The following is a 14,105-nucleotide window of genomic DNA, read 5'->3' on the forward strand; positions in this document are numbered from 1 at the left end:
CGCGGGGTAGAAGCGATGCGGTTCAGGCCATGGATTCTCGGTCGTTCATCCTCGCACACACCCGCAGATCCGGCCCGACCTGGGCGACCGAACGGATAGTGAGCCCGAGCGCCTCTCCCAGGTCCGGAAGGGGGCCGAACGGCGCAATGCCTCTTCCTTGTCCGAGGAGCTTGGGAGCGAGGTAGAGCAGCACCTCGTCCACCAGGCCGGCCGCGCACAGCGCCCCGCTGGCGATGGCGCCTCCTTCCACATGCACCTCATTGGCCTCTCGCGCTGCGAGGTCCGCCATCACGGCGCGCAAGGCAACCCTGCCATCGGGGCCCGGCATATGCACGATTGTCGCTCCGGATGCGCGGAGCGCGCTCTCCCGCGGTTCGTCCCGGACCGCGCAATAGATCACGACGTCACGCGCCTGCGCGCGCAACAATGCGGCATCCGGCGGGGTGCGCAGCCGGCTGTCGAGCACCGCGACCCAGGGCTGGCGTTCGGTGGGCACCTCGCGCACGTCCAGCCGCGGATTGTCCGCGAGCACGGTGCCCACGCCGGTGAGGACCACGCAGGCCCGTGCGCGCCAGGTATGCACGTCGGCGCGCGCCGCGGCGGATGTGATCCATTGGCTCTGCCCGTCCGGCAGTGCCGTGATGCCGTCCAGGGACGCGGCGGATTTCAGCCGCACCCAGGGCATGCGCCGCACCATGCGGCTGAGAAAGCCGATGTTCAACTCCCGTGAGGCCTCTGCGCCCGGGCCCACTTCCACCTCGACCCCCGCAGCGCGCAGGCGCTCGAACCCCTGGCCGGCGACGCGCGGGTTGGGGTCACCCAGCGAGGCGACCACACGGGCGATGCCAGCTTCGACCAGCGCATCGCAGCAGGGGCCAGTGCGGCCGTGGTGGGAGCAGGGCTCCAGGGTGACATATGCCGTGGCTCCCCGGGTGATGTGGCCCCGGGCCCGGGCATCGCGCAGGGCCATGACCTCCGCATGGGAGCCTCCGGCGCGCTGGGTCGATCCCTGGCCGATGACCTGCTGGCTGGCATTGACTAGCACGCATCCCACGCGGGGATTGGGGGAGGTCCTGTATAGCCCTTCTTCCGCCAGCCGGAGCGCAAGCTGCATGAAATCGGTAGGGGGAGAGGCCGGGGAGAAAGGCGTGGACATCCCGGCATTTTGCGCCGACTGGTCCGGTTGGCCTGCCGAACGGCATCGCCAGGCACACGCACCCGCCCTAAGATTCCGGCATGGCCGATAACAGTTTGTTGTACTCCTTACGTTCGCGCGGGCGGGCGGAAAGGGCATCGCCGCGGCGTTGGGAATCAGGGTTTACCCTGATCGAAGTCCTGGTGTCCATCGTGGTGCTCTCGTTTGGGATCCTGGGGCTGGTCGGGGTGCAGGCCTTCGCGCTGCAATCGACGCGCGAGGCCCGCCTGCAGGCCCAGGCAGCCAACCTGGCTCGCGAAATGGCGGAGATGATGCGCGGCAACAACCAGATCGGCATCAAGAGTGATGCCAGCTTGAACCCGTACCTCATCAATCTGCAAAGCCCGTTGGCCCCGGCAACCGCCAGTTACTGCCTGGGCGTGGCGTCGTCGTCCGCCTGTGCTGATGGCACGGCCGTTGCGCGCGCGGAATTGACCGATTGGCTCACGCGGGTGGATGCCGCCCTGCCCGGTGCGCGGGTGGTCATCTGCTTCGACAAGGCCCCCTACGACAGCAACGGCATGCCGCAATGGAATTGCACTGCTGGAACTGCTGGTGTGGATGAAGTCGCAGTGATCAAGATCGGTTGGACCCGTAAATCCACGCTGCGCGCGTCTGCTACCAGCGATGGCGTGGAAACCGCCACGGCCACCGGCAGCTATCCCTACGTGGTGTTTCCCGTTACGAGCGGCAACCCGATGGGGGCCCCTTCGCTATGACCCGCTTTCCCCATCCCGTGACCCGCCGGGTACGGCAGAACGGCCTGACGCTCGTAGAGCTGATGGTCGCCATGGTCATCAGCCTGCTGATCGTGCTGGCCGCGGCCGTGAGCCTCGTGGTCGCCCGGCAGGGCTTCAACAACGTCGACGCTGCATCACAACTGCGCGACAACGCCCGCTTTGTGGAAGACATGGTCCAGCGCTTGGGCGTGCAGGCGGGCTACCGCGATCTGTTCCATGCAGCCTACGATGAAAGCGCCAGCACCACCGGGCTCGATCCGTCTGCTGTGCCCAATACCTTCGTCTATGGTTTCAACAACAAGGCGCGCGCATCGTCAGACAACTGGTACGAAGCCAGTACAGCCCGTACTTCAGGCAGCCTGGGATACGGCAGCGACGTGCTTGTGCTGCGGTTCCAGCCGGCCACATCCAACAGCGATGCCACCAAGACGGACAAGGGAATGATCGACTGCTCCGGCAACACCCCCCAGGTGGGTGCGAAAGATCGCTATGACCGGGTGACGAGCGTGCTGCATGTCGCAATCAGCAATGACGGCGAGCCCGCACTGATGTGCACGACCTGGACACGCGATCCTGCGACGGGAAATCTCTCGCAGTCCGACCCGCTTCCCCTGATCTCCGGCGTCGAGGATTTCCAGGTGCTCTACGGCGTGGACGGCATTCCCGCCAACAATGCCACCATGCCCGCGGCTTCTACGGTGGACAGCGTGCAGGACCGCTTCCTGCGCGCCGATCAGATCACGGTGTCCGATTCGCTGATCTCGGCCGCAAACTGGCGCCGTGTGCGCAGCATCCGGATCGGCATGGTGCTGCGGGCCGCGCCGAACTCGGCCGTGGATCGCACCTCCCAGACCTTCTACCCCCTGGGTACTGCCAAAGGGTCGGGCGGAGGGGCCATCGGCAGCATGTTCGCCGATGCCACCAACGACCCCGGCACCGTGTTCACTCCCGCGGCCGATGGCCGGCTTCGGCAGGTGGTCACTTTCACCGTGCATTTGCGCAACAACCAGCGGGAGCCTGGATGATGTCCAGATATCAGCCTGAACTAAGCGCACGAAGCGGTGCGCCCTGTGGCCGGTCGGAAGCTGGCATGTCGCTGATCGTCGTCCTGCTGATACTCGTGGTGGTCTCCATCCTGGGCGTGGCGGGAATCCAGATCTCGATGATGGGCGAACGCTCGACCCGCAACGACCGCGACAAGCAGGTGGCGTGGCAGTCCGCGGAGGCAGCACTCATCGATGCGGAGCTGGACATCCTCGGCAAACCCGATGCCGCCACCGTTGCCAAGCGTGGAGAAGTCTTCAAGCGGGGCAGCACGGACGTCACGAAGTTCCTTCCGGGTTGCGGGGGAGATCAAAGCGCCAAGAACCTGGGTCTTTGCTACACCCTGCCTGGCGTGGCGCCTGCATGGTTGACGGTGGATCTGGCCTCGTCCACGAACCCCCAATCCGTGGCCTTTGGCACGTTCACCGGCCGTGCTTTTCCGTCGGGCCAGGCTGGTTTGCAGCCGGCCGCTCCGCCGCGCTACGTGATCGAACTGGTGGAAGACCCTGAGGGCGCCCGCACCACGGCGCCCAAAGACCGCAAATACATCTACCGCGTGACCGCCATGGGATTCGGCCCCAGTGCCTCCACTCAGGGCGTCCTGCAGATCGTCTACAGAAACTGAGCCCGCCATGAACTCCCAGAGTCCATCCCACCGGCCCTCCCTGCGTCAGCGGGGCTTCATCAACAAGCCGTTCCTCGGTGCCGTGGCCATTCTTGCAGGCCTCGTCGCCTTCGGAACGTCGTTCCTGGCGATCGGCGCCGGCTCTCCCGTCACCACGCCGCCGATCAATCTATCCAGTGATCCGCTGTACGCGGTGAACGTGAAGGACAAACCCACCATGGCCCTGGCCCTGTCGGTGGAGTTTCCTACCGTAGGCGCCCAGTACGTCAACGTGCCCAATACGAACACCGATGATTCGTACGCCAACACCAAGGAATACCTCGGCTATTACGACGCGGAAAGCTGCTACCAATACAACGACGCACCGACCGAGACGCCGGAAAGCGGGAGGACTGCCGCCGATTACAAACGCTTCGATCCCATAGGAAGAGCCACGAACCGCAAGTGCAGCGATGCCTTCAGCGGAAACTTCCTGAACTGGGCCACCAATTCGGCTGTGGACATGCTGCGCCTTGCGCTCTCCGGTGGGGACCGCTATGTCGATACCTCGACGCTGACCATCCTGCAGCGGGCCGTGCTGCCGAACGGCGATCCCATCTGCATGTGGAACTCGAACAACTTCCCGGCTAAGCGGCTGGCGAAGGACGGGGGAGGGGCGAACTCCTATTGGGGCGCGGTGCCGAATGCCATGGTGACCGGCGCCAACGGCAACGACATCTGGGTGGCCAACACCCTGAACCGGGTGTACTTCCGGGCGGGGGCGTCCGCCGCGGGATCCTGCTCCGACACCAGTGGATATACGCTTGGCGCTCCCACCACGACGCAGAGCCGCGGCACGACCACCTACCAGAACAACGTAGCCTTGCCGAACGACGCCGTGCTGTGCACAGCGGAAAACGCAATGTGCAACTTCACCGGCGTGCGTGAGGTGTGGTTCGGTGTTCCTCCCACCCTCCTGGCCCCGCGAGGAAACTGGGCGATTGTCCCCGCCTCGAATGGCATCAATTGCAACTATCAGGTGATCGGCGATCCTGCCCCCGGCAAGGGCAAGAGTTGCTACACGCGCCCCTACGCGGGCACATGGCAGCCCCCTCAAACCACGACCCTCAATTCCGACGGCTTTTTCTATTCACGCGTGCAGGTCTGCAACAAGACCGGCGACCTGCTGCAGGATATCCGTGACTACGGCCTGTGTACCCAATACCCGAGTGGCAACTACAAGCCCGTGGGCGTGATCCAGAAGTATTCCGACCAGCTCAGGCTGGCGGCTTTTGGCTACCTGATGGACCAAACGGCGAGCTATAACAATGGCCGCTATGGTGGCGTTCTTCGTGCACCCATGAAATACGTCGGTCAGAAGACCTTCGATGTACTGGGGCGCGAGGAGACCGCGACGAATGCGAAGTCCGAGTGGAATATCAACACTGGCATCTTCAACAAGAATCCCGAATCGGATACTGTCTTCGGCATCAGCGGGGTGATCAACTACCTGAACCAGTTCGGACGAACCGGGCCCGTGCCGGGGCGCTACAAGCAATACGATCCGGTCGGGGAGTTGTATTACCAGGCGCTGCGCTACATGCAGGGCTTGCCGCCCACTGCGGATGCGATTTCCGGCCTGGGCACTCCTTCCGCCGGCAGCGCGCTGTACGACGGCTATCCCGTCTATACCGACTGGACGAACATCGACCCTTATGGTGGGTCGCGTTCCTCCTCCGAAAACTATTCGTGCGTGCGCAGCAACATTGTGGTAATCGGGGACATCAACACCCACGACGGCAATTGGCGCAACATTCCCACCTCCGATGATCCTGCCAACAATGCCACGAACTTCCGGACGTGGCACCAGGTGGTTCAGTCGTTCGAGAAGGGCACCTCCATGGCCTACGTGGACGGCCAGGGCGCGAACCGTACTACCTTCAATCCGAACACGCCCAATCCGAACGTTCCTTCCAGCAGCCAGACCAGCCAGATCATGGGGTACGCCTACTGGGCGCATACCCAGGACATCCGCGGCACCCGGTGGACTGCGGCGACCACCAAGCAGCGCCCCGGCCTGCGCGTGAAGACGTTCCTGTTCGACGTGAACGAATACGCAACCCAGAACGACACCGCGACCCGGCAGACGCGCAACCAGTTCTTCATGGCCGCCAAATACGGTGGCTTCAATTCGACTTCCTCGTCGTCATCGAGCGGTTCGCCGGATCCTTACAACACCTACGGCAATCCTTTCAGGAACCAGATCACCGACACGAACGACAACAACGTCTGGCAAAAGCCAAGTGCGCCCGGTGAGGCATCCAGCTACTATCTTCAGAGCGATGCGCGTGGCGTGCTTGCCGCGTTCAGGGCGATCTTCGAGAATTCGATCGGAAGTGCGCGCAGCATCGCCGGAAGTTCCTCTGCTTCTCGCGTGCAGGCCAGTACCGACAATTTCCTGTATTCCGCGAAGTTCGACGTCGCTTCATGGACTGGCGACGTGATTGCCGAGCAGATCACTCGATCCGGGACCGGTTCGTCGGTTGGCCTTTCCGTGTCGTCTAATCCGGTGTGGAGTGCCGCTGCCCGCCTGAAAATCAAAAATGCTGCCGATCGGAAGATTTTCGCCGGCCATGGCAGCCGTCTGGCTGCGACGGAGTTCACCTGGAGCGCAATCAACGGCAAAGCGATGCAGACATCTCTGAGCAAGGCCTCGCCGAGCGCTACGGCGGATTCGCTGGGGCCTGACCGGTTGAATTACCTGCGTGGTGTACGCACCAATGAAGGCGCCGGTGCGCAATTCCGGGTACGTACGGAACTTCTGGGGGATATCGTGAACTCCGGAGTCACATTCTCCGGCCCGCCTGCGGCAGCCTTCACGGGTAACAGCTATGCGTTGTTCAAAACTGAGAATGCCGGTCGTTCTCCAGTAGTGTTCGCAGGTGCGAACGATGGCATGCTGCACGCCTTCGCGGCGCAGACGGATACTGGCAAGGGAATCACCGCAGGCGATGAGCTGTTTGCCTATATTCCCAGCTGGATGGGCCCCAAGCTCTCGGCCCTTACTTCGCCGACCTACGTCAACAACCACCAGGCCTATGTCGACGCACCCTCGGCCGTGGGAGAGGCTCAGGTTGCATTTACGTCGGGTGCTGGCAATGCCACCGACTGGAAGACCGTGCTTGTTTCCGGTACAGGCGCCGGCGGCCGGGGTGTGTTCGCGCTCGAGGTCTCCAAGCCTGAAACCTTTGCAGCCGGCAATGCGCTGTGGGAATTCACTGGCGCTGATGATGCAGACATGGGTTTCGTGGTCGGACGTCCGCAGATCCTCAAGTTCCGAACCGGCGCAGATACCTATCGCTGGTTTGCCGTCGTGGCCAGCGGCGCGGACAATTATTCCAGCAGCTTCGACAACGGCGGCGGCGGTGGCCGTCCGGCGCTCTTCCTGCTCGCGCTGGACAAGGCCTCGGGGGATGCCTGGGTCGAAGGGACTAACTATTTCAAGCTGATTTTCCCTGTGGATACGGCTGTGGCGGCCACCGTAGCCACGGGTATGGCGAATTTCACGCCGCTCTACTCCCTTGCCGGCGACGTGACGCAGATCTATGCCGGTGACCTGCATGGCAAGGTCTGGAAGCTGGATTTCACCTGCACCAGAAGCAGCGCCACCGATACGTCCTGTACGTCTTATGGCTACAAGGCCACCAGCAACTGGACGGTTGCCGGCCTGAGCAGTTTCGGGTCTGGAGGAACACCTTATCCGTTCTTCATCGCCAAGGATGCCTCCGGCAATGTGCAGCCGATCACGTCGGCACCCCAGCTCTTCACCGGCCCGATCGTGAACGGCAAGGAAACGTTCTACGTGCTGGTGGGTACGGGCAAGTACCTGGAATCATCGGACCGGACTTCCACCCGGGCGCAGAGCGTATATGCGCTCTACGATAATGGATCCACCACAGCAGACTCTTCCAACCCCACGTCTGCCATATCCGGGCGCAGCCGGATGACTGCAGGCACGGTGAGCACGTCGGCGCAAACGGTGACGGTCCCCAGCTTCAAATGGGGAAGGCCCCAGAGCGACGGGGACACCACCCAGCGTGCCGGCTGGTATATAGATCTGCCGACTTCCGGAGAGCGATCCATCAGCGGTTTCACCGATCTGGGCGGGCTGACGGTGGCATTTAGCACGGTCATTCCCGGAGATGTCGCCTCTGCCGGTGCCTGCGACGCCAATCCGGGCTCCGGCCGCCAATACACTCTGGATGTCTCCCTCGGCAATGGCTCCACTGCCGAATCCAGGGTGGGCCTGTTGAGCGCATTCGTGGTGATCGAGGACACCGCCAGTTCCACGGTGACCAATTACGATAGCACCGGCCAAGCTGTGCGCACGATCATGAAGCGCAGTCTGCAGACAGGCTCCTCTGGCGTTACTGAGGGCAAGAGCACCACGGTGCAGGAGGTGGTCGGCCGGCTTAGCTGGCGGCAGATCTACGATTACCGGCAACTGCGCAAGGATGCGACAACCCCATGACACAACATCGTTCGATCCGTGGTTTTTCCCTGCTGGAGCTGATGATCGTCGTGGCGATCGTCGGCATCCTGGCGGCGGTGGCCTATCCCGCCTATAACGATTCGGTGCTCAAGGGCCGACGAGCCCAGGCACGCACCGCGCTGGCGGAACTGATGCAGCAACAGGAGCGTTTCCTGACGCAGCGCAATTGTTACCTCGGATTCAGCAATAGCGGAGGTACTGCGACCGCTACGACAAATACTGCCTGTGGTATCGCTACCTCCTTCACGGTGCCTTTCAAGACGTATGCGGGCGAAAGCCTCGGCTCGGCCAGCTACCAGCTGTCGGCCACGACCTGCAGCAGCACCCTGACTCTTTCGGACTGCGTCAAGGTAGTGGCCAGCCCGGTCAAGGCCGACCCCGCCGTGGGCGATCTCTCCATGACCAGTACGGGAGTGAAGTCATGCACCGGCACGGCCAGCAGCACCAATCCCAAGCTGTGCTGGCCATGAAGCTGCATATGTCCCATGGGCTGCATGCTCGCCAGATCCGCCAGGCCGCATGGCGTGCCCGGGGCTTCACCCTGATTGAGCTCATGGTGACGATGGTGCTGGTGGCGGTGCTCCTGCGCATCGGAATCCCGAGCTTCGTAAGCTTCCAGCGCAATTCCGAACTCACCTCTGCCGCCAACGGACTGCTTTCAAGCATCAATTCGGCCCGCACGGAGGCCATGAAGCGCAATATGAACGCGGGGGTGGTCCCCGCCTCGGGCAGTTCCTGGGCGGGAGGATGGACGGCATTCGTGGATATCGATGGCGATGGTTCCTTTGACGCGACCAAGGACCTCGTGTTGTCCACCCAGCCGGCGCTGGCATCGTATTTTTCCGTGACCGGTACCGGTACCGCGACAGGCAGTACGCCCGCCATCTTCTTCAACTCTTCGGGCTATGTGAAGGATTTCGGCAACGTCACCATGGAAATCGCGCGCAACGATCTTTCCGATGCGGCGTTGCTGGAGCAGACGCGACGGGTCATCATCTTCAAGACAGGTCGCGTGCGCGTCTGCAAACCTGCGTCGGCGACCGATGCCGCATGCTCCAGCGGGGGGAATTGACGATCAACCGACCGGCTTCCGGCGGCGAGCATCCTCCCCGCTAAGCCCCCCCGATCTCCCGCCAGATCGCCGACAGCGGCAGGACCTTGTCCACGCCCCCCCGCTTGATCGCCTCCTTCGGCATGCCGAAGACCACGCAGCTCTCTTCATCCTGGGCGGTGGTGCGGGCGCCGGCCTGGTGCATCTCGAGCAGGCCGGCGGCGCCGTCGTCGCCCATGCCGGTCATGATGATGCCGTGGGCGTTGGCGCCTGCGCTCTTGGCCACGGAGCGGAACAGCACGTCCACGGAGGGACGGTGGCGGTTCACCAGGGGGCCGTCGAGCACCTCGACGTGGTATTGCGCGCCGCTGCGGCGCAGCAGCATGTGCTTTCCTCCCGGGGCGATCAGCGCGCGGCCCGGTACCACGCGGTCATTGTTCTCGGCTTCCTTGACGGCGATGCGGCACAGGCCGTCCAGGCGGCTGGCGAAGGCGGCGGTGAACTTTTCCGGCATGTGCTGCACGATGACGATGCCGGGGCATACGCGGGGCAGGGCGGTGAGCACTTCTTCCAGCGCCTGCGTGCCGCCGGTGGAGGTGCCGATGGCCACCACGCGCTCCGTGGTCTGGGCCATCGCGCGGCCCGCGCCGGGCGGCAGGATGGCGTCGGCGGTGTTTTTGCCGGGCGGGGGCGCCATCGCGGGCGCCGCAGGCTGCCGGGCCAGGCGCCGCACGTTGGCGCGCGCTGCGGCGCGCACGGTGGCGACCAGTTCGTCCGCGCTCTCGGTCAGGAAGCTCTTGAGGCCCAGCCGGGGTTTGGTCACGATGGCCACCGCGCCGGCCGCGAGTGCCTCCATGGTGGTCCGGGCGCCTTTTTCCGTGAGGGTGGAGCAGATGACGACGGGCGTGGGGCGCTCGGCCATGATCTTGCGCAGGAAGGTGATGCCGTCCATGCGGGGCATCTCGACGTCCAGCAGGATCACGTCCGGCCATTGCTGCTTCATGCGCTCCATGGCCAGCAGCGGGTCGGCTGCCGCATACAGCACCTCGATGCCGGGCGCCTCCCCGAGCAGGCCGGTGAGTACCTGGCGCACGACGGCGGAATCGTCCACGACGATGACTTGGATGGGTTTCATGGGAATGGTTGGCTTTGCTGTGAAGCGCTGGAAGGGGGAGTCCGGCTACGGCTGCCGCAGTGCGGCCGGCGGGACCTGGCGGACCCAGACCGCGCCGCTGGCGACGTCGAACACCACCTGCCGGTGGCCGTCGCCGAAAAGGTGTTCGCTGCGGACGCCGATGCCCCGCCCGGCCAGCAGTTGCCGTGCGGCGTGGCCGTTGCGGGTGCCGACGGAGTCCATCGCTGGCCGTGGCCGGGTGGGGAACATGTTGCCGCCGCCGAAGATCTTGGCCTCGCATTCGGCGATGGACACGCGCTGGCGCCGCAGGCCGCGCACCATCAGCTCCAGCGCCTCGTCGCCGTAGCGGCCGTCCAGTTCGCCGGGCCGGGCGGGGCGGCCGCGGTCGGCCAGCAGGAAGTGCGACATGGCGCCGATGCGGCGCGCGGGGTGCCACAGCGTGATCGCCACGCAGGAGCCCAGCATGGTGCGCAGCCGCATGGTGTCGTCACCCACGAAGTATTCCCCCGGCTGGAGGAAGACGTCCATGGGCCTGAAAGACGTCGGCACGTGCGGCTCCGGACATCATGGCTTGCGATAGACCGAGGGTGCGATCTGCACCATGGCGGCGTCGATGCCGTGCAGGCTCTCCGAGTGGCCGATATAGAGGTACCCGCCCGGCCGGATGAACGAGATCACGCGGGCCACCACGTCGCGCTTGGTGTCGCCGTTGAAGTAGATCATCACGTTGCGCAGGAACACGACGTCGAAGCTGCCCAGGTCGGGGAGCCGGGTGTTCAGGTTGGCGTGGAGGAAGCGGACCTTCTGGCGCAGCTCGCGCGACACCAGCAGCGTTCCCGCCTGGGGCCCCTGGCCCTTCAGGCAGAAGCGCCGCAGGTAGGGCTGGGGGATCTGGCGGGCGCGCTGCTCGGGGTAGTGGCCGGTGCGGGCCTTGTCCAGCATGCGCGTGCTGATGTCGGTGCCCACCACCTCGAAGGGCTGGCTGCCGCGGCAGTCCGCCAGGACCATGGCGATGCTGTAGGCCTCTTCGCCGCTGGAGCTGGCGGCGCTCCACACGCGGAACGGCGAGGTGGCGCCGGGTTGCTGCGCGGCGCTGCGCAGCAGCTCGAAATGCCGCGATTCGCGGAAGAAATAGGTTTCGTTGGTGGTGAGCAGGTCGATCGCCATCTGCACTTCGGCGGGATCCTGGCCGCTTCGCAGTAGCGCGAAGTATTCCGCATATCCCGCCACCCGGGTCGCGTGCAGGCGCTTGGCCAGGCGCCCGCAGACCAGGGCTTTCTTCGCCGGTGACAGGGTGATGCCGGCCGCATCGAAGATGAAGCGCTGGAAATGCCCGTAGTCGTGATCGGAGATGGTTCTGGATGGCATGGGATGGCAGTGGTCAGGGAAGCCGCAGGGCGTCCAGGCGCGTCCGGTGGGACCGGTTCCAGGTGGGCAGGTCTTGCCCGGGCATCGCCTTGGCGATGAGCCATCCCTGGGCGCTGGTGCAGCCGAAGTCCTGGAGCAGGCGCCAGTCCTCCAGGTGTTCCACGCCTTCGGCCACCGTGGAGAGGTTGAGCCGGCGTGCCAGGTCGAGCGCGGATTCGAGGATCACGCGCAGGCTCTTGCGGTGATGGGCCCCGTGTACGAACGAACGGTCTATCTTGAGTTCGGTGAAGGGAATGCGCGAGAGCTGCTGCAGCGAGGAAAACCCGGTGCCGTAGTCGTCGATGGACAGGCCGAACCCCTTGAGCCGCAGGCGCACCAGCGCCGAGTGCGCGGCGCTGCAGGGTTCCACCATCGACCCCTCCGTGACTTCCAGCATCAGTTGCGAAGGCGCCAGGCCGTACCGCATCTGCCGCGCGCATATCTCGTTCACGATGTCCGGAGAGGCCAGCAGCTGCGGAGACAAGTTGATGGACAGCGTGAGCCGCATGCCGCGCGACTGCCAGGCGGAGCATTGCAGGAAGCTGCGATCCATCATGGACAGCGTCAGCGCGTGGATGAGTCCCACGCGTTCGGCCAGCGGAATGAATTCGTCCGGCGGCACCATGCCCAGGACCGGATGGTCCCAGCGTGCCAGGGCCTCGACCCCGCGGAGCATGCCGGTCCGGGTGTCCGCTTTCGGCTGGAAGTGGGGCGTGATGCCCCCCTCCCGGATGGCCTGCTCGAGCATGGCTGCGTCGATCGGCATGCGGGGCGCACGGCGCCGCTCCGGGAGGGGCGCCGACGGCGACAGGACTTGCTCGAGGACCGCCTGCAGGTCGCTGCTTTTCAGCGGCTTGTGCAGCCCGCGCACGACCGACGTGCCCAGCGACTGGACCGAGTCCAGCAGGGCGTCCCCGTGTCCCGACAGCAGGACGATGGGAATGCGCAGGCCCTGCTGCTGCAGGGCTTCGATGAGTTCGATGCCGTCCATCTCGGGCATCTCGAGATCCACGATGGCGAGGCTGGGCTGCGGGACCATCTCCGCGATCATCTCCAGGGCCTGGCGGCCATGGCAGGCCTCCAGCACCCGTGCGATGCCCAGGTCGTGGCAGAGCCGCACGGCATGCTGCCGCTGCGTCCGGCTGTCATCGACGATGAGGACCGAACAGGCGGCCCCATGTGGCGCCACCCGGGGTGCGGCCGCGCTGGGCAGGGACAGGTCCGGTGCGGTCATTCCGTGGCGGGCGTGGTCGGACGGCGGGGATTTCAACGGGACTCGGCCGAGTCCGCCGGCAGTCGGGCCAGCTCGGCCAGGGCCTGCGCGGAGAAGGCCCGGTCCAGGTTCAGCAGCACCACGAGGCGGTCGCGCACCTTGCCCATGCCCTGGATGAAGTCCGCCTGGATGCGGGCTCCGAAGGGGGGCGGGGGCTCGATGTCGGCCGGGCTGATGTCGATGACTTCGTTGACGGCATCCACCACGACGCCGATCACCTGCCGTTCCTGGTCCGCACCGACTTCGACGATCACGATGCAGGTGCGCTTGCCCACGGCCGCGGGCTCGCCGCCGAAGTGCGCCTGAAGGTCGATGACGGGCACCACGGCGCCCCGGAGGTTGATGACGCCGCGCACGGAGCGCGGCATCATCGGCACCGTGGTCGGATCGCCGTATTCGATGATTTCCTTGATCGCAAGGATGCCGATGGCGAACATTTCGCGCCCCAGCTGGAACGTGAGGTACTGCGCCGCTTCGGCGGTGGCCGCCTCGGACGGGGCCGTGGAGGCGGGGGATTGCTTGGCGTTGGGCATGCGGGCGTCCTCGGCAATCATCAATAGCGGGTGAACTGGGATTCGTCGATCCCGTCCGCGCCCGTGGCGCCCGCGAAGGCGAGGCTGGTGCCGGGCTTGCGGGACTGCGCGGGCTTTCTCGCCGCAGCGTTCCGGAGCGCGCCGGAGGGCACCCGGGCCGGCACGCTGCCGGCCAGCTTGAAGAAGCCCATGGTCTGCTGCAGCTGCTCGGCCTGGCTGCTCATTTCCTCGGCGGTAGCGGCGAGTTCCTCGGAGCTGGAGGCGTTCTGCTGCGTGGTCTGGCTCAACTGGCCGACGGCGGCGTTGATCTGGCCGACACCGGACGATTGCTCCTCGCTCGCAGCGGTGATCTCCTGCACGAGGTCGGAGGTCTTGCGGATGCTGGGCACCATCTCGCCCAGCAGGGTGCCGGCGCGCTCGGCCAGCTCGACGCTGGAGCTGGCCACGTCGCCGATTTCCTGGGCGGCGACCTGGCTGCGCTCGGCGAGCTTGCGTACCTCGGCGGCGACGACGGCGAAGCCCTTGCCGTGCTCGCCGGCCCGTGCGGCCTCGATGGCGGCGTTCAGGGCCA

13 protein-coding genes are annotated in these 14,105 nt (G+C 65.2%); 6 read left to right on the forward strand and 7 right to left on the reverse strand.

Annotated features, from left to right (window positions below; translation table 11 throughout):
• Window positions 1-22: 22 nt before the first annotated feature.
• A complete protein-coding gene (gene ribD / locus T336_RS0109595; RefSeq protein WP_051647107.1) occupies window positions 23-1,156 on the reverse strand; it encodes a bifunctional diaminohydroxyphosphoribosylaminopyrimidine deaminase/5-amino-6-(5-phosphoribosylamino)uracil reductase RibD in 1,134 nt (377 codons plus the stop codon).
• Window positions 1,157-1,236: 80 nt separating this feature from the next.
• Here ribD and pilV point away from each other — a divergent pair, with 80 nt between their 5' ends.
• The 6 genes from pilV (at window position 1,237) to T336_RS0109625 (ending at window position 9,207) form a co-directional block, all read left to right on the forward strand.
• Window positions 1,237-1,914, forward strand: coding sequence for a type IV pilus modification protein PilV (pilV, locus tag T336_RS0109600; protein WP_026432368.1), 678 nt, complete (start codon window positions 1,237-1,239; stop codon window positions 1,912-1,914).
• Complete coding sequence (locus tag T336_RS0109605; protein ID WP_026432369.1) at window positions 1,911-2,960, forward strand: PilW family protein; 1,050 nt, start codon at window positions 1,911-1,913, stop codon at window positions 2,958-2,960. The genes pilV and T336_RS0109605 overlap by 4 nt, the downstream gene beginning before the upstream one ends.
• Window positions 2,961-3,025: 65 nt before the next feature.
• Window positions 3,026-3,604, forward strand: a complete 579-nt coding sequence (locus T336_RS0109610; protein WP_026432370.1) for a pilus assembly PilX family protein — start codon at window positions 3,026-3,028, stop codon at window positions 3,602-3,604.
• Between the two features lie 7 nt (window positions 3,605-3,611).
• Window positions 3,612-8,114, forward strand: a complete 4,503-nt coding sequence (locus T336_RS0109615; RefSeq protein ID WP_026432371.1) for a pilus assembly protein — start codon at window positions 3,612-3,614, stop codon at window positions 8,112-8,114.
• Window positions 8,111-8,605: a type IV pilin protein gene (locus tag T336_RS0109620; RefSeq protein ID WP_026432372.1), complete on the forward strand. Its 495-nt coding sequence runs from the start codon at window positions 8,111-8,113 to the stop codon at window positions 8,603-8,605. Before T336_RS0109615 ends, T336_RS0109620 begins: the two co-directional genes overlap by 4 nt.
• Entirely contained in the window at window positions 8,602-9,207 is a 606-nt protein-coding gene (locus T336_RS0109625) for a GspH/FimT family pseudopilin (protein ID WP_244883910.1), read from the forward strand. The genes T336_RS0109620 and T336_RS0109625 overlap by 4 nt, the downstream gene beginning before the upstream one ends.
• 40 nt (window positions 9,208-9,247) lie before the next feature.
• Here the strand turns inward: T336_RS0109625 and T336_RS0109630 are convergent, their stop codons facing one another.
• The 6 genes from T336_RS0109630 to T336_RS0109655 all read right to left on the reverse strand — a co-directional run.
• Entirely contained in the window at window positions 9,248-10,321 is a 1,074-nt protein-coding gene (locus T336_RS0109630; RefSeq protein WP_026432374.1) for a protein-glutamate methylesterase/protein-glutamine glutaminase, read from the reverse strand.
• A 45-nt stretch (window positions 10,322-10,366) separates the two neighbouring features.
• On the reverse strand, window positions 10,367-10,849 hold the full coding sequence (locus T336_RS0109635; RefSeq protein ID WP_013595847.1) for a chemotaxis protein CheD: 483 nt from the start codon (window positions 10,847-10,849) through the stop codon (window positions 10,367-10,369).
• A gap of 36 nt (window positions 10,850-10,885) precedes the next feature.
• The gene (locus T336_RS0109640) at window positions 10,886-11,689 is read right to left on the reverse strand and encodes a CheR family methyltransferase (RefSeq protein WP_026432375.1); all 804 of its coding nucleotides are present in this window, start codon (window positions 11,687-11,689) and stop codon (window positions 10,886-10,888) included.
• A gap of 13 nt (window positions 11,690-11,702) precedes the next feature.
• Window positions 11,703-12,962, reverse strand: a complete 1,260-nt coding sequence (locus T336_RS0109645) for an EAL domain-containing response regulator (RefSeq protein WP_084151397.1) — start codon at window positions 12,960-12,962, stop codon at window positions 11,703-11,705.
• A 32-nt stretch (window positions 12,963-12,994) separates the two neighbouring features.
• Window positions 12,995-13,534: a chemotaxis protein CheW gene (locus T336_RS0109650; protein WP_035225606.1), complete on the reverse strand. Its 540-nt coding sequence runs from the start codon at window positions 13,532-13,534 to the stop codon at window positions 12,995-12,997.
• 20 nt (window positions 13,535-13,554) lie between these two features.
• Window positions 13,555-14,105, reverse strand: a 551-nt coding sequence (locus tag T336_RS0109655; RefSeq protein WP_244883911.1) for a methyl-accepting chemotaxis protein, incomplete at its 5' end; no start/stop codon positions are given.

The organism is Paracidovorax oryzae ATCC 19882, assembly GCF_000687165.1.
In the GTDB taxonomy this organism is placed as follows: Bacteria; Pseudomonadota; Gammaproteobacteria; order Burkholderiales; family Burkholderiaceae_C; genus Paracidovorax; species Paracidovorax oryzae.

What these genes read in the sequence shown, in the direction of transcription:
- ribD (WP_051647107.1), bottom strand. Translation starts at nt 1,156, where the DNA reads ATGTCCACGCCTTTCTCCCCGGCCTCTCCCCCTACCGATTTCATGCAG.
- T336_RS0109610 (WP_026432370.1), top strand. Translation starts at nt 3,026, where the DNA reads ATGTCGCTGATCGTCGTCCTGCTGATACTCGTGGTGGTCTCCATCCTG.
- T336_RS0109635 (WP_013595847.1), bottom strand. Translation starts at nt 10,849, where the DNA reads ATGGACGTCTTCCTCCAGCCGGGGGAATACTTCGTGGGTGACGACACC.
- T336_RS0109625 (WP_244883910.1), top strand. Translation starts at nt 8,602, where the DNA reads ATGAAGCTGCATATGTCCCATGGGCTGCATGCTCGCCAGATCCGCCAG.
- T336_RS0109650 (WP_035225606.1), bottom strand. Translation starts at nt 13,534, where the DNA reads ATGCCCAACGCCAAGCAATCCCCCGCCTCCACGGCCCCGTCCGAGGCG.
- pilV (WP_026432368.1), top strand. Translation starts at nt 1,237, where the DNA reads ATGGCCGATAACAGTTTGTTGTACTCCTTACGTTCGCGCGGGCGGGCG.
- T336_RS0109630 (WP_026432374.1), bottom strand. Translation starts at nt 10,321, where the DNA reads ATGAAACCCATCCAAGTCATCGTCGTGGACGATTCCGCCGTCGTGCGC.
- T336_RS0109620 (WP_026432372.1), top strand. Translation starts at nt 8,111, where the DNA reads ATGACACAACATCGTTCGATCCGTGGTTTTTCCCTGCTGGAGCTGATG.
- T336_RS0109605 (WP_026432369.1), top strand. Translation starts at nt 1,911, where the DNA reads ATGACCCGCTTTCCCCATCCCGTGACCCGCCGGGTACGGCAGAACGGC.
- T336_RS0109645 (WP_084151397.1), bottom strand. Translation starts at nt 12,962, where the DNA reads ATGACCGCACCGGACCTGTCCCTGCCCAGCGCGGCCGCACCCCGGGTG.
- T336_RS0109615 (WP_026432371.1), top strand. Translation starts at nt 3,612, where the DNA reads ATGAACTCCCAGAGTCCATCCCACCGGCCCTCCCTGCGTCAGCGGGGC.
- T336_RS0109640 (WP_026432375.1), bottom strand. Translation starts at nt 11,689, where the DNA reads ATGCCATCCAGAACCATCTCCGATCACGACTACGGGCATTTCCAGCGC.